We start from the raw sequence: 18,834 nt of genomic DNA on the forward strand, positions 1-18,834 counted from the left end.
TCCCCGTTTAAGTTTTTCAGATAGTCCCAATTTACTTACCCTATACAACTCAACATCCTTAACAAAATTTAACAGGAGCTAAAATGAGTGACTCTTATACCCCACCTAATGTATGGACCTGGAATAAAGAAAGTGCTGGAAAGTTTGCTAATATTAATAGACCCATTTCTGGAGCAACTCACGAGAAAGATTTGCCCGTAGGCAAACATCCTCTACAACTATATTCTTTGGCAACACCAAACGGCGTTAAAGTGACTGTAATGCTCGAAGAGTTGCTAGAAAAAGGTCATCAAGGGGCAGAATACGACGCTTATTTAGTTGATATATTAGAAGGGGGTCAATTTAGTAGCGGTTTTGTCGCTGCCAATCCAAACTCTAAAATACCCACTTTTGTTGACCATAGTACATCAAAACCCACTCGCGTGTTTGAATCAGGTTCAATTCTATTGTACTTAGCTGAAAAGTTTAATGATTTCATTCCACAGGACCCAACTCAGCGTACTGAGTGTTTGTCTTGGTTATTCTGGCAAATGGCCAGTGCACCGCTATTAGGTGGTGGTTTTGGTCATTTTTATGCTTATGCACCTGAAAAACTGGAATACCCCATAGACCGTTACACGATGGAAATAAAACGCCAACTTGATGTGTTGGATAAACTGCTAGCTAACAATGAATATATGTGTGGTGATGAATATACCATTGCCGATATCGCTACATGGCCATGGTACGGTGCCTTAGTAAAAGGATTAGCTTATGATGCGGCAGAGTTCATTGAAGCGCATACCTATAAAAATGTTATTCGCTGGGCCGATAAAATTGCCGAACGCCCAGCAGTTCAGCGTGGCCGCATGGTAAATAAAACTTGGGGTGAACCAGAATCGCAATTGCGTGAGCGCCATGATGCCAGCGATTTCGAAACCAAAACCCAAGATAAAATAGGCTAGAAACCATTCAAGCTTTGTTCAAAAAATTTATGTAGGTAGGGGCTTCAGCCCCTATATCATGCTGAGCAGTGCTACTGGGCTAAAGCCCAGCCTACAAGAGCTGGACATGAATTCCTAGCGAAGAGAACCAATGTAAGTAGGGGCTGCAGCCCCTATGCCATGCTGAGGAGTGTTACTAGACTAAAACCCAGCCTAGAAGATGACGATAAGCTGATTAGATTCCGTCACCAAATTCATGGAGACCACACTCACGTTTTAATCCGAAGAAACGGGTGTCTTGTTCACTCATACCGGCTTCTAAAGCTTTTGAAGTATGCCAGTCACCAATAGACACAAAACCTTTTTCCCATAGAGGATGATAAGGAAGATCATGTGCTTTTAAATATTCATGGAGCGCTTTGTTTGACTGATCAATGATTGGATAAACTTTGGTTTGTCCATTTAATCTTTGCAGTACATTCAAGTTCTCACGAGAGTCAGACTGAGAGCGTCTCAAACCAGCAAACCAAGTTCCCACTTTCAGGTCTTTCAAAGCCTGCTGCATGGGTAAAACTTTATTCATTTTGTTGTATTTTTCGATACCTTCAATACCTTGTTCCCACAACAAACCATGACGCGCCTCTTGCCAAGCAGGAGACTGCGGAGCTCGATAGACTTTTAAGTTAAGCTTAAGTCGCTCAGTTAATTCATCAATAAAATTGTAGGTTTCTGGAAAAAGATAACCCGTATCAGTGAGTACAACAGGAATATCGGAATACTCCTGGGACAACAGATGTAACATTACTGCCGATTGAGCACCAAAACTAGACGAAACTATGTGCTCACCGGGCAGATGTTCAAGCGCCCAAACCACTCGTTGTTGAGGGGTTTGTTTTTCAAGTTCTGCATTAAGTTCAGCGAACTGCTCAGCATCCAGACTGTTAATCCAATCTGCTGCATGCGCTTTTTCGGCTGAGTTTTGGAATACTGCGTTAGGCATAAAAATCCTTGGCTGAATTAACAACCGGAGCGATGACTTTAGCGCGAATTAAGAAGTCACCAAAACCTTCGTCTTCGTTACCTTCTTGAGCCCAACGACCAATAAGTTCGTCGAGGTGAGCTAAAATCTCTTGTTCGCTGATATTTTCTTTGTACATTTTAGGAATACGTGTGCCCTGGCGATCTCCACCTAGATGGAAGTTGTATTTACCAGGACCTTTTCCAACCAAACCAACTTCTGCAAGCATTGCGCGACCACAGCCATTAGGGCAGCCTGTAACACGGAATATAATACTGCGGTCAGCCACGTTATGCTTGGCAAGTAAACCTTCAATTTCCGTTACCGCATCAGGCAGGTAACGCTCTGCTTCTGCCATTGCCAAAGGACAGGTAGGAAGAGAAACACAGGCCATTGAATCTAGGCGTTGATTACTTACACCATCAGAGATCAAGCCATGGGCTTTAGCTAATGTTTCAATTTCTTCTTTTTGCTCCGCTGGCACACCTGCAATCACAAGGTTTTGATTTGCGGTTAAGCGAAAATCACCAGTGTGAACTTTTGCAATTTCAGCGCACCCAGTTTTTAAGGTTTTACCCGGATAGTCAAGAATACGACCATTTTCAATAAAAACGGTTAAATGATACTTACCATCAACGCCTTCAACCCAACCAAAACGATCACCACGAGAAGTAAACTCATAAGGACGGCTTTGGGCAAACTCGATACCCGCTCTCGATTCCACTTCGGCTTTAAAATTCTCTACACCAACACGTTCAAGGGTATATTTGGTTTTCGCATTTTTACGATTAACACGGTTTCCCCAATCTCGCTGGGTACTCACTACAGCGGCAGCTACATCCAATGTTTTATCCAATGGAATAAAACCAAAGTCATCCGCTTTACGAGGGTAAGTCGAATGGTCACCATGGGTCATGGCTAAACCACCACCCACAAGAACGTTAAAACCAATGAGCTTGCCGTTTTCAGCAATAGCAACGAAGTTAAGGTCGTTAGCATGCACATCAATATCGTTATGTGGTGGAATAACAACTGTTGTTTTGAACTTACGAGGTAAGTAGTTGTTACCTAGAATTGGTTCATTTTCAGTGGTTTCTACCTTTTCACCATCTAACCAAATTTCCGCGTAAGCACGAGTTTTCGGCAACAAATGTTCACTAATTTTTTTAGCCCACTCGTAGGCTTCTTGATGTACCGCAGACTCTACAGGGTTTGAAGTACACAACACGTTACGGTTAACATCACCAGCGGTGGCAATAGAATCAATTCCCACTTTATTGAGGGTTTGATGCATCATTTTAATTTGCGGCTTCAACACACCATGAAACTGAAACGTTTGACGAGTAGTTAAACGAATACTGCCATAGAGGCTATGATCTGCAGCAAACTTGTCGATGGCTAACCATTGGTCGGGAGAAATAATCCCGCCGGGCAAACGTGCTCGCAGCATTACATTCTGTAATGGTTCTAATTTCTGCTTAGCGCGCTCAGCACGAATATCACGATCATCTTGCTGATACATACCGTGGAATCGAATTAACTGAAAATTGTCAGCGATAAAACCACCGGTCAAATCATCTTTAAGGTCTTGAGCAATCGTTCCACGTAAAAAGTTACTTTCGCCTTTAATACGTTCGTTTTCTGCCAATTTACCTTCAACTATAAACTTTTTATCGGAACCCATTAGTACACATCCTTCTGGTAACGCTTACCGCGGCGCATTTCGGTTAAATACGCTTCAGCATCTTCTTCACTTTTACCACCATGCTCTTGAACAACGGTCAAAAGTGCATCATGAACATCTTTAGCCATGTGGGTTGCGTCACCACAGACATAAAAATGTGCGCCTTGCTCTAGCCAATCAAATAACTCAGCACCATTTTCTAAGATACGATGCTGTACATAAATTTTTTGCTCTTGGTCACGGGAAAATGCCAAGCTAACTTTGTCTACCACTCCATCTTTTACAAAACGCTGCCATTCGGTTTGGTACAAGAAGTCTTGGGTAAAACTAGGGTTACCAAAAAATAGCCAGTTTTTGCCATCAGCTTCATCTTCTGCGCGCTGTTGCATGAAAGCTCTAAATGGTGCGATACCAGTTCCAGGGCCGACCATGATAACTGGCGTCTCTGGATTTTCTGGTAAGCGGAAATTGTTGTTATGCTCCACAAATACTTTCAGTTCTTGCCCTTCTTCTAGGCGTTTACCTAAAAAGTTAGATGCAGAACCATTGCGCACATTACCGTTAACATCATACTCAACCATAGCAACGGTAAGATGCACTTCGTCATCTACCTCAGCTTGACTTGAGGCAATTGAATAAAGTCTTGGCGTAATAGGTCTTAGGGCTCTAGCTAACTGCTCTGCTGTAATTTTTGCTGGGAAATCAGCTACAATATCAACTATTTGCTTGTCTGCTAAATACTCTCTTAGCTTTGCTTTATCATCAAACAATGTTTGCAGCTTTTCATTTGGCGCAGACTCCAAATAACTCTTAACAAAAGTTGGATAACTTAGGGTTAGCTCAAATTTTTCAATTAGCGCTTGCTTGATACTGAGCGTGTCGCTACCCACCTCTATACTTTCATTTCCGTCAACACCAACTAGTTGCAATAGTTCATTTACTAGAGCATCGTCATTAGTAAACCAAATACCTAAGGCGTCACCTGGTTGATATTGGATCCCAGAGTCTTCAAGGGATATTTCAATATGACGAATATCTTTTACTGAATCTCGGCCTGTAATTTTCTGACTTTCTAATAAAGTTGCAGTAAACGGGTTTTTCTTTGAATACTCAGATTTAGCGGCATCTAAAGAAGTGCTGTTAACACTTCCAGCGATAGGCTCAACTGGCGCTTGGCTGGCAGCAAACTCTTCTTTCAACTGAATCGCTATTTGATCAAAAAATGCGTTAGTTACGGTTTCGTAATCAACATCACAATCCACTCTTGGAGTAATACGCTTACCACCCAAAGCTTCAAGGCGTGCGTCGAAATCTTTTGCCGTCTGACAAAAGAACTCATAACTACTGTCACCAAGACCAACTACCGCAAAGTTTAACTCAGGTAGTTTTGGTGCTTTTTTACTGCCTACAAACTCATGTAGCTCAACTGCATCATCAGGAGCATCACCTTCACCATGAGTACTAACAACGATAAGAAGATGGGTTTCGTTTTTAAGTTGCTTAGCTTTGTAATCAGCCATGCTGTGTAGGTTAACTTTCAACCCAGCATGTTGAGCTTTTTCTTTAAACTCTTGGGCAACACCTTTTGCATTACCGGTTTGCGAGCCAAAAAGAATGGTAAGTTGTTTTTCAACAACAGGAGCTGCTGAGGCAGGAGCCGCAACGTGTCCAGCCGACTGGTGATGAGCCAAACCCGCCAAATACCCACTCATCCAAGTGAGTTGATTATTGTTAAGCGGCGCTATGGCGCTATTTATTTGCTGCCATTGGGATTCATTAATAACCGCTGATGGCACTAGTGCTTGATTGTTCTTTGAAGACATAAAAACGCTAACCTTTTAATTGATGGGGGCAGATTAGCGTTTTTTATTATTAACAGGAAAGACCTAAATAGGATTTTTTATTACTTAATGGACTTAAAACCAAACTTTAATGACTTAGAAGTGTATTTCTATACCAGCAAATGCCCCACTAAACTCTAAATCTGAGTAGATATCATCTAAATCTTCCAGCTCCAGTGAAGTCGCTCTGTAACCCAGCTGTAGCGACATATCAATGGCTAGATTGTCTACAAATTGATAAACTAATGCAATTTCGTAGTCACTTAATGAATGATCGTCAATGGCTAAATAACTACCTTCCGCATAAGCTCCTAAGCCAGTAAAAGGCAAGCCAATGTAAAGTTTTGAGTACACCATTGGCACAACGCCAGAGAACTCTTCTCTGGCAAAGTTAGATGCATCAGCGGTTTCTCTAACAAAAATTTCTCCGTCTACATACTTACCATTGATACCGAAATCAAAACTAACCAAATCGTTGTCGAATAATTCATAATACAAAATAAAGTCTGTATTAGTCATATCCACTTCAGTGTTTAAGGGGGTGTCGACACTGAAGATCTCGCCATTAAAGGTAAATGTACTATTTAAGGTAACGTCTCCGCTAGTATCTAAAGTAGTTTGTCGCACCTTAATGTTAGGAATTAACGGAATTGGATGCTCTAGTGCTACATATAAGCTCGATTTGGTTTCTGTATCAAAATCGAACCTTGTTATATCAGCATCGTTTGAAAAGCCACCTTCAGCATCCATGTTCCAGCCTTGAGCACCAACGTACAAACCTAGTAATGTGTCTGCCTGGGCGGGCACAGCAACAACGGATGTAGCTAAAATTAGCGATTTAATTTTGTGTTTCACTTTTTATCCTTGATTTAATAGTTCATTTAATTCGATTAAAGCAGCATTTGCTCGAGAAATATAGTTCGCCATAACTAACGAGTGATTGGCTAACATACCTAACCCACTTCCATTCAAAATCATTGGGCTCCAAATGGTTTGCTGGGTTGACTCCAGTTCACGGATAATCTGGCGCAGGCTGACGGTGGCATTTTTCTTTTCAAGCACGTCAGCAAAATCGACTTCCACCGCTTTTAAAAAATGTATTAACGCCCAAGCAGCCCCTCTAGCTTCATAGAAGTTGTCATCAGTTTTCCACCAGCTGGTTTTTTCAAATCGCTGTTTTGCCTCTGGGGTAGATTGTCTAGCCGTCGCATCACCTGCCAAATCAGTGTTTAACACTTCTTGGCCGACACTAGCACTTAACTTTTGCGATAAATTACCTAAACGTTTCTCGACCTGTTTTAACCAGTCTCTTAGATTATCCGCGCGAGAAAAAAACTGCGCAGTCCCTTGACCTCTATCAGCCAAATCCGTTCGATATGCGTAAAGATCTTTAAGTGCGTCTTGGTACATAGACTCTGCAGAAGGCAACATCCAACTAAGGTGATTCATATTTAATGCGGGTTGTGCTTTGGTTAGTTGTGGATTTTCCATTGACTGAGATTGAGAACGGCTAAAATCTTTGCGCATTGCCAGCGCCAAATCCCGAGACATTTCCAAGGCTCCAAATTCCCATCGGGGCATATTGTCCATAAATATTCCAGGAGGCATTACGTCATTCGATAGGTAACCACCAGGCTTATCCATGAGTGATTCCACCACTCGAATCAGGGTATGGGTAGTGGTGTAACCAATCACCACATTTTCTGAGTTAGTTTGAGCATAAGTTTGTGCTTCAGTACGCACGTCGAAGGCTTCAGGTTCAAAGCTCCAATAAACAGAGATTAACCAACCAATAAACACTATCAATAGGAAAGTGGTGGTGAGCCATTTCGCATTTAAAAACCGTTGCATAATATGCTTCCTGTATTTTGAATTAATGACACTTTACACTCATAACACTATCTATTCTAATGATGGTTATGTGACTTTTCTTTGCCTGGCATTACGGCTTTTGCAGTAACCTGAATCGTTTTTTGATCTTCACTGACAAGGGTAATGGAGACCATTTGATTTTCTGCTAATGGTTTTTTAAGGCCAAATATCATGACGTGTAAACCGCCAGGTTTAAAGCTAACTGTTTGTCCAGCGGGAATTCGAATTTGATCTTGTTCTTGCATACTCATCATACCATTTTCCATTACATGAGCATGCAATTCCGCTTTTTCAGCAACGTCGGTGCTGACAGATACCAGAACGAGATCCTTATCTGATGAATTGTGAATATTAAAGTAGGCGGCGGTGTTGGGCACAGTGGGTGGTAACAAGCGTACTGATGCATCTGATATCTTAATATTTGCTGCGCTTGCAAAACTACAAACCAATAAGCCGATAAAAATCCACCATGGTTGTTGCTTGATAAATTTCATAAATTGCCTTTCCTGAATAATAAATTTCCCGTAATTATCAATTAATTCACGGGCATTTACCAGAATAGTCAACGCATTTTCAGTGTTGAGGTGACTCATTCTCAATTAAAATCACCCTAAAGAATTGTCCATAGTTAATGCGGTTAGTGTAATAAAGTGCGAAGAAAGCAAGGGTCATGGGAGCTGCAACCTGCAGCTATTAAGCTCTCACCTTTCCGTTGACGCTAATACTGAGTTTGACGCTTATCTTTTACTAACCAGAAAATGAAGGCAATCACTAACAACATTGGCCAAAACATGGTTACACCTGCAAATAACATAGCAACAAACGCTACAAACAGAGCTAAAGCCAAGGCACCAAATACGCTGATAGCGACGACAACTCCAACAATTGCCATGACCGCCCCGATTACAGTAACGCCCACTACCGATTCCATTGGACCAAATATATGTTCATCGAAATGAATTGAGAAATTAAACCACTCATTAGCAACGATCCCACAACTATAGGTAATCAGTATCGCAATCAGAACAGCTAAAATAAAATTCTTCATGATGTACATCCTTTATAATAGATTCTTGTCAGTTCACTCTTTGCAATAAAGAATTACCTAGTTGGAATTAATAATACAGCTAACAAATAAGCCACACCAACCACCATTGGCATAAAAATAAAGGCGGCAATAGCGGCTATTCTTACCATCCAAGCTTCAACATTGAAGTGCCTTGCTATACCTGCACATACACCACTAATTTTGCCTCGCACAGTGTCACGATATAATTGATTTGTATTTAAATAGTCTTTCATTTGGATACTCCTACTAAAACTTATTTTAGCTGTAGACTTGAAGTTTCAAGTCTACAGCTAGGGCTTGTTCTGGCTTCTTTTTTTAAGCAACTTTCTTGCGCAGAGCTGCTAACTCTTTCTCGATATTTTCATCTTGTTCAAGTTGCTCAATTTGCGCACTTAATGAATTGCTTTGTGAAACTAAATCATAAGCTTCAACTTGAGACTCTAGGTCGTCGATACGATTTTCGTAGTGTTCAAATCGAGCTATCGCATCATCAATTTTTTCAACATTTTGCGACGTTTTCGCTTTCAAACGCACTGACACTGATTGTTGTCTTATGTCTAATGCTTTTTGACGACTTCTAGCTTCTTTTAATTTTTCCTGCAAACGAGATGTATCTTCTTGCAACTTAGCAATGGCCTCATCTACAACGTCCATTTCCTTAGTTAAGGATTTTAACGATTCTTGCGCTTTGTTTTTTTCTACTAACGCTGCTCTAGCAAGATCTTCACGTTCTTTTTTCATGGCTACAGTAGCTTTATTTTGCCAGTCTTTAACTTGCGCTTGGAGCTTTTCTTGTTTGCGCCCTAAGTGCTTTTTGTCAGCCAAGCTTCTTGCTGCCACAGAGCGAATTTCAACTAAAGTTTCTTCCATCTCTTGAACGATTAAACGTATTACCTTTTGCGGGTCTTCCGCCTTGTCTAAGATGGCATTAAGATTTGCTTGTACTATGTCTGACATTCTTGTGAACATACCCATTTTTCGATCCTCCGAGATTTATATGAGTGTTGTAATATGAACTAGATTTTAAGGTTCTAAATTCAATTATCTTTACCAGTACTCCTGTTATTACAATCTACGTGCCAAACTTTCAAATTAATGTAAACCCATGTATTTAATGAATATTTTAAAAATCTAATATTGATAGCGAATAATCTGAAATCATTTCAATTTAGAAATTTAGTCAAATTAACCAAATAATTGGTCAAATTATTAAAATGAGAAAAGTACAGAATTGAGTGCTTGATAATGCAATTTCTAAGATTGGAGACCAGGTCGACATAAGACTCATTAGTTACTTTTACTTTCCATATCTAAATTGCTGTAGAAACTTAACCATTGAAGCTAAAGGAGTATCAACGAAGTGGGCAGTAAAAAAACGCACAGCTAGTGGGGAATTTAACGAATGGTTAAAAACAGGGTTTCCCACTAGGGCATTGAACAATAGAGAGTGTATAACAAATAAAAAACAGTCCTCAAAAGGAAATGAGTTAAAGCTTTTTAAGTACGTCTAAAACAGACTCCATTTGATATTGTCGTAAGTCAGATAAAAGATGTTCAGAAAAGTGTTTAAACGTAACCGATGCATCTGCATACAGAGATACTCCAGTTTCTGATAACTGCACTAAACTTACCCGGGCATCTCTTGGATTGATTTGTTTTTCGATTAGGTGAATCTTTTCCAGAGGATTTAGCATACGAGTCACACCTGAAGCTGTCATGCCCAGTGATTCAGCCAACGCTATACGACTCATGGTATGAGAGGGTTGTTCTGCAAGGAAGTGTAAAGCCATGTATTCACTAAAACTAATTCCATGTACACCCAAACTTCGATCAAGTTTTTTATTCAGTTTGATTGATGCCAAGTTTAAATTAGTCAGTAGTAACATAGCGTCAGTAAGTTGTTTCATTTAAAGCCTCAATATTAGTTAACTAGTCAAGTATATATCAAATATCAGAAAAGTAAAATGAGTCTAAGGTAAATTTTAGTAGGCTAGTGAAAACATCAATACTGAATGAGGGATCTTTTCTTATAAACGAGCTGGAAAAGGTTTACATGTTATATGGTGACTGCGGGAACCCGTTGAGAAACAGTGGATTGATTGGGTTTCGAAAAGTAAGGTGAAAGAGAATGACGGTCTCTACTGCGTATTGCGACCGTCATGATATTGGAGGTTAGAACCGTTAACCGGTACTGCATGGCTGTTTTTCTTACTCTCGACCAGACTAAATACAAGTGCTGCTGCGAGGTACGCCATAACCGGTGCTAGTAATAAAGTAAGTAGATGTATGTGATTAAACATCGCTAGCCTCCTTACTATTCAGCTTTGTCGCTTTCTTCTTTTTTCTCTTCAGTATTGCTGTTCAAGTCAGTAATAGTGACGTTAGTAACATAATCTTGTGAATCGGATTCAAATCCAATTGAATTGTTTACTGTCAAAATTGCTTCTTCAACACCGTACGATAATTCTTCTTTGGTAACTTCAACGGCTTGGGAAACAAGTGAACCAACAAGTTGCTCTAAAGAGACATCTGCGGCTTGTGCAGATGATGCTACGAATAAACCTGAGATAAGTACAGTTGCAGTTGTGATTTTCTTAAACATAATAATTTCCTTAGTAGTTGTGCTGTGTTTGTAACTGATTATTCAGTTACTAGTTAAGTCGCAATATTTATTGCGATAGTTGTGCCAACTACTAAAAAAATATTCATCTAATTGATTTATATGCACTTTTTAAAAATCAGAAGAATTAAATTAAAAACTAATGGGAATTTTTGTGAAGTGAAAAATTACATTTTAGTGTTTTTGACCAAGTAAGTTAGTTATTTTAACCAACTTGATCAGGTGCATGGGTATTCCGGAATTGTTCTGCTTGGTATTGAGCTTCATTAAGGGTATCTAAGGCATCATTTAATAACTCAATGCCAGTACCTTTTTGGGTACCATTTTGGCTCAAGTACCTGCGCCAAATGCGCGCGCCAGGTTGCCCTTGAAATAACCCAAGCATATGCCTAGCAATATGCCAAATTCGGGTATGAGGTAGTTCCAATTGAACTTTGGCATATTCAACCATGTTTGCCACTATATCGTGGCGAGTCGGAATCTTGTGGTTATCGTCGTAAAAACGTTTATCAACTTCAGCCAAAATATAAGGATTGCTATAGGCCTCTCGACCGATCATCGCTCCGTCTATATATTTTAGGTGTAAAGCCACATCATCCAAAGTTTTAACACCACCGTTGATACTAATGTGTAGATCTGGAAATTGTTCTTTTAGATGGTAAACACGCTCATACATCAATGGCGGGATATCGCGATTCTCTTTTGGACTTAACCCTTTTAACCAGGCTTTGCGGGCATGCACAATGAAAGTATCGCACCCTGAGTCTGCGACTTGACTGATGAACCGCGTTAAGTCCTCGTACTCATCCATTTCATCAATACCAATGCGTGATTTAACCGTCACGGGAATATCCACTTCAGCTCGCATACTCTTAATACAGGCTGCAACGGTTTCTGGTTCGGCCATCAAGCATGCGCCAAAACGACCATTTTGCACACGGTCAGAAGGACAACCAACATTAATGTTCACCTCATCATAACCACGCTCTTGGGCTAACAACGCACAACGGGCCATATCTGCGGGGTCAGAACCACCTAATTGCAAGGCGACGGGATGCTCTTCATCATTAAATGCTAAATAATCACCTTTACCGAAAATTATCGCGCCCGTTGTGACCATCTCGGTATATAACAAAGAGTGTTGTGATATCTGGCGCAAAAAATAACGACAGTGTTTATCCGTCCAATCTAACATTGGTGCAATTGAGATGGTGCGGTTGATGGTTGAAGTATTCAAAAGAGTCTGGTTGCCTAAAGTATGCAGGTCATAAACCTATGATTAAAATGTAAGAATAATTTAGCATGACAAGTTTTGACAATTTCTTAACATTTACGACAACTGGTCGATTTAATGGGTTAAAAAGTTTGTACTCTGTCACTGTATCGGAGTATTTTAACACATAACAAGTTAGGAGAAAGTAATTGCATCGTCTTTGCATTGATTCTAACTGGTCTACAACTCGAGGTTCGTAGGTATTTAATTGGGTTCAAAACCTTTTTATACAACAAACCGTCAAGTTTACTAACGTAGTTCATAAACAAGTTTACTTATTTAAGAGTAGGAATTTGATGAAAGTCCTTTGGTTCAATATATTGTTAATGTCATGGGTAGCTAGTTTTAGCTTCTCGTCATTAGCAAATGAGAACCAACAAGGGGCAGTAGATCAAAGTACTTCCGTAGTCGAGCAGGCTGAAATATTTAACCTTGATCCCTTCGATTTCGATTTAGATGCGATATTAAACTCTGTTTTCGCATCCGCTAACCCCATCAACTACCTTGCCATTATTTTTCAGCAGAATGAAGCCTTTATGGTTTCTAAAAACGCTGTTCTTATTCGTGGACCTCCCTCTTTAACCAACTGATATAAAAACAATCTTTCTAAAAATATAAATCAGAGGGTATTCCTATGAATATAACTGACGTGCTAATTCGTTATCGTAGTGACTGTGCTTTTATTCAGTCTAAAACTAAAAGCAATTTACTAAAAACCGTTAAAAAGGAGCGTGCAAATGAAAAAGTTAGCGCTCTATAACACTGAATCCGTAGACAAGCTTGCCTGGCCACCAGAGAACACAGGTATTACTATGCGCTCAAACGCATTATCCATTTTCACTGATTTCAAGGAGTTCACACCTTTAGTAATTGATGCGTCAGCCAAAGCAGTGGAGCTTGAAGGTTTGATGAAAAAGTCTCATGTTAGAATGGAGCTAGTGCTCGATAACGAGCAAAATTTCATTGGCATTGTGGCCTTAAGTGACTTAAACGAACAAAAGATTCTCGCCAAGGTAACAAAAGATCAACCTCGAGAAGAGATAACCGTCACTGATTTTATGCGCCCAAGAAACATGCTTAAGGCCTTTGCATACGAAGATTTAAGTGCCGCCAGTGTTGGTGATGTGGTGGAAACCCTTAAGGATAATCATCAACAACATTGTTTAGTCATTGATAAAAGTAACCACGAAATCCGGGGGCTGATATCTGCAAGTGATGTGGCAAGAGTATTAAAATTGCCAGTGGATATTCAATTACAGCCGTCTTTTGTTGACTTGTTCAACGTCGCAGCTGCGTAAAAATTCGCGCCCTATCTAAACGATAGATAGGGTGCGCTATTAGACTTAATTTCAACTTACCCTAAGCTTGGGTTTAGTAGGAATTTCTCGCCTGTCTTCTTGGCCATGTATTTACCAATAACACTTGGTTGCAGAGCCTGTTCGAACGTCAGTTCATCGGTAAAATCTATGGCAAAAGTCGTATCGATTTCATTGGCAACCCGTTGATGCAATTGTTTGACTTTTTGTGGGCTTTGTTTGCCTAAGAATTGCATTAGCAACCAGCCTCCAATTCCCCACGTCATTCCATAAGCACGGTTTAACACGGTTGGCGAGAAATCTAATCCACCATAAATGTACACTTGTTTGTTATCAGGTGAACCATAGGTATTAAACCCTTTGGCGTCTTTACTGCCAACTTTCTCCATTGCTGCCAGAATATTACTAACTAAATCACCACCTCCAATGGCATCAAAGGCCAGCGTAGCACCCGTAGCTTTAATTGCTTCGTAAAGATCTTGTTTAAAGCTATCACTTGAAGAGTTGCAAATGTATTTAGCGCCCAACTTTTCTAAAAGCTCCACTTGTTCTTGTTTTCTGACAATGTTTACTAAGGGAACATCTTCGGCAATACATATCTTATTTAGCATAATTCCTAAGCTCGAAGCTGCTGCTGTATGCACCAAAGCAGTATGACCTTCAGCTCGCATGGTTTCCACCATTCCTAATGCGGTAAGAGGATTAACGAAAGAAGACGCAGCTTGTTTAGCTGTAGTATTTTCATTGTGAACAATACAAGCCTGCCAAGGCACAACACAATAGTGAGAATAGGCTGCACCGCTTAAAATTCCCACGGTTTTTCCTAGCATTGCCTTGGCCCCTTCACTTTCACCAGTAGCAACCACCTTACCAGCGCCCTCATTACCAATAGGCAAAACCTGATCAAGCCTAGATTGCACGCGGGCGAGCATAGATTGAGCTACGGGAGCGGTAAATTCCATTTTCTCTTTATTAAAAGAGCCTTCGGCTAAATTTGCAGGCCCGAACATTGGCCACATATCTGAGGGATTGATAGGCGCAGCTTGAACTTGAACTAAAACTTCATGAGGTTTTAATGAAGGAACATCTCGCTCTTTTAAGGAAACCACTAATTGACCGTTGGAAGTAATTTCGGTAAATAATTGTTTGCTTACTTTCATTTATTGACTCCGATATTGAAAAGACAAAATAAGTAAATCCAAGCTAACATTAAGTTTCGAGATATTCGAATGCTAAAATTTGTTTGACGTATATTAGTTACATTAATGTAACAAGTTTGCAAGACGATAAAGAAGTATTGCTGCTATTGTCAAACCTAACAAATACCGTGTAACTCAAAAATTAAAGACCTTGTGCAATATTTTTACTAGCATGGGTTAGAAAAAGTTGAACGAACAAATGAATAACAATAAAAGTGCCACTAGTTGGCTACAAACACTTCAGGGTTCATTAAATGAGAACCAAGCATTGCCAGAGGCAAAATATCTGCAACTAGCCACTATAAACAGTGAAAACCATCCTGAAGTAAGAACAGTGGTGTTTCGCGGCTTTGTGGACTCAAGCGCTTCGTTATTAATTCACACTGATATACGTAGCCAAAAAATTCAGCACATATCGACTCACAACCAAGCTCAAATATGTTGGTACTTTAGCCAATCCAGAGAGCAGTATCGTTTAACTGGCAAGGTTAAGGTCGTCACCGCTAACAGTGATCAACAGCAGTCACTTCGCTTACAACATTGGCAGAACCTTTCCGTCAGTGCAAAACACTCTTACTACTGGGATACACCTGGGGAAGTTTTAGGGCTTGATGACGAATTTCAGGTACGAATTGATGAAAACAAACACATCGAGCAAATAAGTGACAACTTTTGTTTATTGGTGTTTTCAGTTTTAGCGGTAGATCATTTGCAACTAAAAGCAACTCCCCATAAACGCAGTCGTTATGTATACAGTGACGATAGTTGGCAAACCATCAAGGTGAACCCATAAAGTATTCGTCAACTTTAGCTAATTATTTTGCAGGGCAATACGTCCAGTTTTGATAGCTTGGCGCTTCACTCCCAATTGGGGAGCAAGTAAAAATATGTCGCCATTTTGCCCCGTTAAGGTGCGTAAAACCTTTGATTGTTTCGCTAAATAAGCATTTCGCTGCATATGCATCTCCTCACCATGGGTAGGCACTGCAACTTGCGGTCTAACCCAGCTATACATTAATTTCAATTCTTCCTCGCAAGGATGTCCAGAAGCGTGAATGGGGAGTGCACTGTCATCTGACAAAACCGTTTTTATTTTGCGTGCTTTAAACGCTTTAATGAGAGTCTCTACGTCTTTTTCATTGCCAGGGATGATAATAGAACTAAAAATCACTAAATCGCCTTCATCAAGAGACAAATCACGATAGTTGTCTTGGGCGAGCCGAGACATAGCTGCTCGAGGCTCTCCCTGACTGCCGGTTGCAACCGCGAGCACTTCATTGGACGGTAAATAGCCACTATGATAGGCATCAATAATGGTTAAATCTTCGGGCCAATGCCCGGTTGCTTTGGCCGCTCCCACGGTGTTTTGCAGTGAACGTCCAAGTAAAACTAGGTAACGACCTGTATTTTTGGCAATTTTCGCCAAGGTTATCAGCCGCGCAATGTTACTACTAAAACAGCCTACAACTACGCGCCCCTCCGCCCCATCTACCAATTGTTTCAAGCCTCGATAACACGCACCTTCAGATACAGAATAACCGCTTTTTGTGGCATTAGTTGAATCGCAAATCATGGCTAAAATATTTTCTTTACTCAACTGCTTAAATGGCTGTTCTTTAAAGGCTTTACCCGTTACCGGATGGTTATCAATTTTCCAATCAGCAGTATGGAAAATATTCCCAGCCTCAGTACGTATAATTAAACCGTGAGGCTCCGGAATAGAGTGAGTCATTGGCACCCACTGAACATTGAACGCACCAATATCCACTACTTGATTGGATACCACTTCAATAATTGGCATATTTTGATTGGCTGTATTTCGTAACTTTCGGCGCAGTATCTCAGCGGTATAGGGCGTTGTATAAACGGGACACTTGAAGCGTTGCCAAAGGTGAGGCAAAGCGCCAATGTGATCTTCGTGGGCATGGGTAATGACAATCCCAGCTAAGGTTTCTTTCTGACGGGTAATAAACGTTGGATCAGCACATACAACATCGTACTTCGGGCCTACTGCACAACCATGCTTAAGAATTAATGGCTCATCGAACGTGATACCACAATCAACCATCAGCCATTGATTATCATGACCGAAAAGGTTCATGTTCATACCGATTTCACCTGTCCCACCTAACGGTAAGAACCATAGGTCGTTGCGACCAGGAGTATAAGACTGAATAAATACCGTCCCTTTATAGATTCACTTTCATAATCTTATTATGCACTAGCTACATAAAAAGTTTTGTTTAAACATAAATAAATATTTGTCTTTTGGCAAAATTGTATTGTTAGATTTTTTGCATTAAATCTGTCACAGTAACTGTATATTATTTATACCGCTGCAAAATCATATAGATAAATATAGACTTGAAATTCTTGCAAGGTAGTTGTTGGCGAAGCTAAATCGCAAAACACTATTTTCATACGGGTTTCAAACAACTAGAGTGAATTGGGGAAGTGTATGTTGGTACTGCGATTGAACAAGTCAGGTATGCCGCAAGCTTGGATTACACCTGAAGAAGCGGCGAAGTATTATGCACAAGAGCGCGTTCTATTTGAGTTAGGAGAAAGTAAAAAAGTCATGCTCGGTGGCTGGAATAATCAAGGTGTGCAAAGTCGTCTACAACTATCTTCAATTATTGGTTGCGAAGGTAAAGTGACTAATTTAAATGGCAAAATATCTTTGTGTAATCGTTATTTGTTTCGCCGCGACAATTACCTTTGTATGTATTGCGGACAAAAATTTAAGTCATCCCAACTCACTCGCGATCATATAATTCCCCGTTCTCGTGGCGGCAAAGATGTCTGGACTAACGCTGCGACGGCTTGTATTCGTTGTAATTGCCACAAAGCTGCAAGAACCCCTGATGAAGCACAAATGTCGTTAATTGCAGTGCCTTTCACCCCCAATTTATATGAACGATTTTATTTGATGAATCGACGGATTTTAGCTGATCAAATGGCCTTTTTGGGAAACCACTTTTCACGAAATAGAAGTTGGTTAGAGCAAATTTTATAATCCCCTTAGCTGATGCAATAATTGTATATAACAATATCTGCAATTTAGTTTACAATATCCCCCATTAATTCTGAGAAATAGGGTCTATTCTAGCGTGTCTATCCGCAATATTACTGCTCATTTTGTTGGTGCCATATCTGTCATTATTTATTTCATTAATACTGTTTTTTGGGTCATACCCATTGTACTTCTTTCATTTCTAAAGCTTATTCCCATTATGACTTGGCAGAAATTGGTAAGTTATCCTTTAGATGGGTGTGCTACAGCTTGGATAAGTATTAATAATTTAAACCAAAGAATCACGTCGAATACACAGTGGAATGTTGAAGGCATAGAGACACTTACACTTAATGACTGGTACTTGGTGACCTCTAACCATCAATCTTGGGTTGATATACTTGTTTTGCAGAGAATATTTAACCGAAAAATTCCCTTTTTAAAATTTTTCCTTAAAAAGGAGTTGATTTGGGTTCCGTTTTTAGGCATTGCGTGGTGGGCCCTAGACTTCCCATTTATGAGTCGTTATTCAAAATCTTTCCTAGCAAAAAATCCGCATTTAAAGGGAAAAGACATGGAAAGTACGCGAAAAGCCTGTGAAAAATTCAGTACTAAACCCGTTAGTATCATGAACTTTGTAGAAGGCACTCGCTTAACAGAAGAAAAGTTAAAGCGAGTTAATGGTCCGTATAAACATCTACTAAAACCTAAGGCCGGCGGAATGGCTTTTGTGTTAAGTGCCATGGGCAACCAGTTACACAAATTATTAGACGTAACAATCTATTATCCAGAAGGTATCCCTACTTTTTGGGATTTTGCCTGTGGCAGAGTCAAAAGGATAGAAGTTAAAGTTCGTATCTTGTCCATTGAAGATATTCTCAATAGTGATGCGTTTGCCATGGATTATTTTGATAATCCCGAACAACGTGCTCGTTTCCAACGATGGTTAAATCAATTGTGGATGGAAAAAGATCAAACTCTCTCGAACATGTCTTCGAGTAAATAA

The 18,834-nt window shown here is 40.0% G+C and carries 21 protein-coding genes; 6 read left to right on the forward strand and 15 right to left on the reverse strand.

Features of this window, described 5'->3' with window-relative positions:
- Nucleotides 1-83: 83 nt before the first annotated feature.
- Nucleotides 84-944 carry a glutathione-dependent disulfide-bond oxidoreductase gene (yghU, locus tag AB6T38_RS16980; protein ID WP_372548439.1) on the forward strand — a complete coding sequence of 287 codons (861 nt, stop codon included), beginning with the start codon at nucleotides 84-86 and terminating at the stop codon, nucleotides 942-944.
- Nucleotides 945-1,158: 214 nt separating this feature from the next.
- Here yghU and AB6T38_RS16985 read toward each other — a convergent pair whose 3' ends face one another.
- From AB6T38_RS16985 to dusA, 13 genes are all read right to left on the reverse strand, one after another.
- On the reverse strand, nucleotides 1,159-1,923 hold the full coding sequence (locus AB6T38_RS16985; protein ID WP_348491429.1) for a phosphoadenylyl-sulfate reductase: 765 nt from the start codon (nucleotides 1,921-1,923) through the stop codon (nucleotides 1,159-1,161).
- Nucleotides 1,916-3,625, reverse strand: coding sequence for an assimilatory sulfite reductase (NADPH) hemoprotein subunit (gene cysI / locus AB6T38_RS16990; RefSeq protein ID WP_372548441.1), 1,710 nt, complete (start codon nucleotides 3,623-3,625; stop codon nucleotides 1,916-1,918). The genes AB6T38_RS16985 and cysI overlap by 8 nt, the downstream gene beginning before the upstream one ends.
- Nucleotides 3,625-5,448, reverse strand: coding sequence for an assimilatory sulfite reductase (NADPH) flavoprotein subunit (locus AB6T38_RS16995; RefSeq protein ID WP_372548442.1), 1,824 nt, complete (start codon nucleotides 5,446-5,448; stop codon nucleotides 3,625-3,627). Before AB6T38_RS16995 ends, cysI begins: the two co-directional genes overlap by 1 nt.
- Nucleotides 5,449-5,562: 114 nt before the next feature.
- Complete coding sequence (locus tag AB6T38_RS17000) at nucleotides 5,563-6,321, reverse strand: TIGR04219 family outer membrane beta-barrel protein (protein WP_372548443.1); 759 nt, start codon at nucleotides 6,319-6,321, stop codon at nucleotides 5,563-5,565.
- 3 nt (nucleotides 6,322-6,324) lie between these two features.
- On the reverse strand, nucleotides 6,325-7,317 hold the full coding sequence (locus AB6T38_RS17005) for a DUF2333 family protein (protein ID WP_372548444.1): 993 nt from the start codon (nucleotides 7,315-7,317) through the stop codon (nucleotides 6,325-6,327).
- Nucleotides 7,318-7,373: 56 nt separating this feature from the next.
- A complete protein-coding gene (locus AB6T38_RS17010; RefSeq protein ID WP_372548445.1) occupies nucleotides 7,374-7,931 on the reverse strand; it encodes a copper chaperone PCu(A)C in 558 nt (185 codons plus the stop codon).
- A 125-nt stretch (nucleotides 7,932-8,056) separates the two neighbouring features.
- Nucleotides 8,057-8,386 carry a hypothetical protein gene (locus AB6T38_RS17015; protein ID WP_372548446.1) on the reverse strand — a complete coding sequence of 110 codons (330 nt, stop codon included), beginning with the start codon at nucleotides 8,384-8,386 and terminating at the stop codon, nucleotides 8,057-8,059.
- Nucleotides 8,387-8,439: 53 nt separating this feature from the next.
- Nucleotides 8,440-8,640 (reverse strand): PspC domain-containing protein, encoded by a 201-nt coding sequence (locus AB6T38_RS17020; RefSeq protein WP_348491422.1) that lies wholly within the window; start codon nucleotides 8,638-8,640, stop codon nucleotides 8,440-8,442.
- An 82-nt stretch (nucleotides 8,641-8,722) separates the two neighbouring features.
- On the reverse strand, nucleotides 8,723-9,382 hold the full coding sequence (gene pspA / locus AB6T38_RS17025; RefSeq protein ID WP_372548447.1) for a phage shock protein PspA: 660 nt from the start codon (nucleotides 9,380-9,382) through the stop codon (nucleotides 8,723-8,725).
- 512 nt (nucleotides 9,383-9,894) lie between these two features.
- Nucleotides 9,895-10,314, reverse strand: coding sequence for a MarR family winged helix-turn-helix transcriptional regulator (locus AB6T38_RS17030; protein WP_372548448.1), 420 nt, complete (start codon nucleotides 10,312-10,314; stop codon nucleotides 9,895-9,897).
- Between the two features lie 231 nt (nucleotides 10,315-10,545).
- The gene (locus AB6T38_RS17035) at nucleotides 10,546-10,707 is read right to left on the reverse strand and encodes a hypothetical protein (protein ID WP_372548449.1); all 162 of its coding nucleotides are present in this window, start codon (nucleotides 10,705-10,707) and stop codon (nucleotides 10,546-10,548) included.
- 14 nt (nucleotides 10,708-10,721) lie between these two features.
- On the reverse strand, nucleotides 10,722-11,009 hold the full coding sequence (locus tag AB6T38_RS17040; protein ID WP_372548450.1) for a hypothetical protein: 288 nt from the start codon (nucleotides 11,007-11,009) through the stop codon (nucleotides 10,722-10,724).
- Between the two features lie 223 nt (nucleotides 11,010-11,232).
- Complete coding sequence (dusA, locus tag AB6T38_RS17045) at nucleotides 11,233-12,264, reverse strand: tRNA dihydrouridine(20/20a) synthase DusA (protein WP_372548451.1); 1,032 nt, start codon at nucleotides 12,262-12,264, stop codon at nucleotides 11,233-11,235.
- Nucleotides 12,265-12,596: 332 nt separating this feature from the next.
- Here dusA and AB6T38_RS17050 point away from each other — a divergent pair, with 332 nt between their 5' ends.
- Complete coding sequence (locus AB6T38_RS17050; RefSeq protein WP_372548452.1) at nucleotides 12,597-12,890, forward strand: hypothetical protein; 294 nt, start codon at nucleotides 12,597-12,599, stop codon at nucleotides 12,888-12,890.
- Between the two features lie 147 nt (nucleotides 12,891-13,037).
- Nucleotides 13,038-13,598 carry a CBS domain-containing protein gene (locus tag AB6T38_RS17055; RefSeq protein ID WP_372548453.1) on the forward strand — a complete coding sequence of 187 codons (561 nt, stop codon included), beginning with the start codon at nucleotides 13,038-13,040 and terminating at the stop codon, nucleotides 13,596-13,598.
- 56 nt (nucleotides 13,599-13,654) lie between these two features.
- Here the strand turns inward: AB6T38_RS17055 and AB6T38_RS17060 are convergent, their stop codons facing one another.
- Complete coding sequence (locus AB6T38_RS17060; RefSeq protein ID WP_372548454.1) at nucleotides 13,655-14,776, reverse strand: zinc-binding dehydrogenase; 1,122 nt, start codon at nucleotides 14,774-14,776, stop codon at nucleotides 13,655-13,657.
- Between the two features lie 238 nt (nucleotides 14,777-15,014).
- On the opposite strand from AB6T38_RS17060, the gene AB6T38_RS17065 reads away from it, so the two are divergent.
- Nucleotides 15,015-15,608, forward strand: a complete 594-nt coding sequence (locus tag AB6T38_RS17065) for a pyridoxamine 5'-phosphate oxidase family protein (protein WP_372548455.1) — start codon at nucleotides 15,015-15,017, stop codon at nucleotides 15,606-15,608.
- A gap of 18 nt (nucleotides 15,609-15,626) precedes the next feature.
- Here the strand turns inward: AB6T38_RS17065 and AB6T38_RS17070 are convergent, their stop codons facing one another.
- The gene (locus tag AB6T38_RS17070; protein WP_372548492.1) at nucleotides 15,627-16,916 is read right to left on the reverse strand and encodes a ribonuclease J; all 1,290 of its coding nucleotides are present in this window, start codon (nucleotides 16,914-16,916) and stop codon (nucleotides 15,627-15,629) included.
- Between the two features lie 357 nt (nucleotides 16,917-17,273).
- Here AB6T38_RS17070 and AB6T38_RS17075 point away from each other — a divergent pair, with 357 nt between their 5' ends.
- Nucleotides 17,274-17,831, forward strand: coding sequence for an HNH endonuclease (locus AB6T38_RS17075; protein WP_372548456.1), 558 nt, complete (start codon nucleotides 17,274-17,276; stop codon nucleotides 17,829-17,831).
- A gap of 94 nt (nucleotides 17,832-17,925) precedes the next feature.
- Nucleotides 17,926-18,834 carry an acyltransferase gene (locus AB6T38_RS17080; protein WP_372548457.1) on the forward strand — a complete coding sequence of 303 codons (909 nt, stop codon included), beginning with the start codon at nucleotides 17,926-17,928 and terminating at the stop codon, nucleotides 18,832-18,834.

The sequence above is a fragment of the Aliiglaciecola sp. SL4 genome, assembly GCF_041538045.1.
In the GTDB taxonomy this organism is placed as follows: Bacteria; Pseudomonadota; Gammaproteobacteria; order Enterobacterales; family Alteromonadaceae; genus Aliiglaciecola.

Excerpts from the sequence above, each read along its gene's own strand:
- yghU (WP_372548439.1), top strand. The coding sequence starts at position 84 with ATGAGTGACTCTTATACCCCACCTAATGTATGGACCTGGAATAAAGAA.
- AB6T38_RS16985 (WP_348491429.1), bottom strand. The coding sequence starts at position 1,923 with ATGCCTAACGCAGTATTCCAAAACTCAGCCGAAAAAGCGCATGCAGCA.
- cysI (WP_372548441.1), bottom strand. The coding sequence starts at position 3,625 with ATGGGTTCCGATAAAAAGTTTATAGTTGAAGGTAAATTGGCAGAAAAC.
- AB6T38_RS16995 (WP_372548442.1), bottom strand. The coding sequence starts at position 5,448 with ATGTCTTCAAAGAACAATCAAGCACTAGTGCCATCAGCGGTTATTAAT.
- AB6T38_RS17005 (WP_372548444.1), bottom strand. The coding sequence starts at position 7,317 with ATGCAACGGTTTTTAAATGCGAAATGGCTCACCACCACTTTCCTATTG.
- AB6T38_RS17010 (WP_372548445.1), bottom strand. The coding sequence starts at position 7,931 with ATGAGTCACCTCAACACTGAAAATGCGTTGACTATTCTGGTAAATGCC.
- AB6T38_RS17015 (WP_372548446.1), bottom strand. The coding sequence starts at position 8,386 with ATGAAGAATTTTATTTTAGCTGTTCTGATTGCGATACTGATTACCTAT.
- AB6T38_RS17020 (WP_348491422.1), bottom strand. The coding sequence starts at position 8,640 with ATGAAAGACTATTTAAATACAAATCAATTATATCGTGACACTGTGCGA.
- pspA (WP_372548447.1), bottom strand. The coding sequence starts at position 9,382 with ATGGGTATGTTCACAAGAATGTCAGACATAGTACAAGCAAATCTTAAT.
- AB6T38_RS17030 (WP_372548448.1), bottom strand. The coding sequence starts at position 10,314 with ATGAAACAACTTACTGACGCTATGTTACTACTGACTAATTTAAACTTG.
- AB6T38_RS17035 (WP_372548449.1), bottom strand. The coding sequence starts at position 10,707 with ATGTTTAATCACATACATCTACTTACTTTATTACTAGCACCGGTTATG.
- AB6T38_RS17040 (WP_372548450.1), bottom strand. The coding sequence starts at position 11,009 with ATGTTTAAGAAAATCACAACTGCAACTGTACTTATCTCAGGTTTATTC.
- AB6T38_RS17050 (WP_372548452.1), top strand. The coding sequence starts at position 12,597 with ATGAAAGTCCTTTGGTTCAATATATTGTTAATGTCATGGGTAGCTAGT.
- AB6T38_RS17055 (WP_372548453.1), top strand. The coding sequence starts at position 13,038 with ATGAAAAAGTTAGCGCTCTATAACACTGAATCCGTAGACAAGCTTGCC.
- AB6T38_RS17060 (WP_372548454.1), bottom strand. The coding sequence starts at position 14,776 with ATGAAAGTAAGCAAACAATTATTTACCGAAATTACTTCCAACGGTCAA.
- AB6T38_RS17065 (WP_372548455.1), top strand. The coding sequence starts at position 15,015 with ATGAATAACAATAAAAGTGCCACTAGTTGGCTACAAACACTTCAGGGT.
- AB6T38_RS17070 (WP_372548492.1), bottom strand. The coding sequence starts at position 16,916 with ATGAACCTTTTCGGTCATGATAATCAATGGCTGATGGTTGATTGTGGT.
- AB6T38_RS17075 (WP_372548456.1), top strand. The coding sequence starts at position 17,274 with ATGTTGGTACTGCGATTGAACAAGTCAGGTATGCCGCAAGCTTGGATT.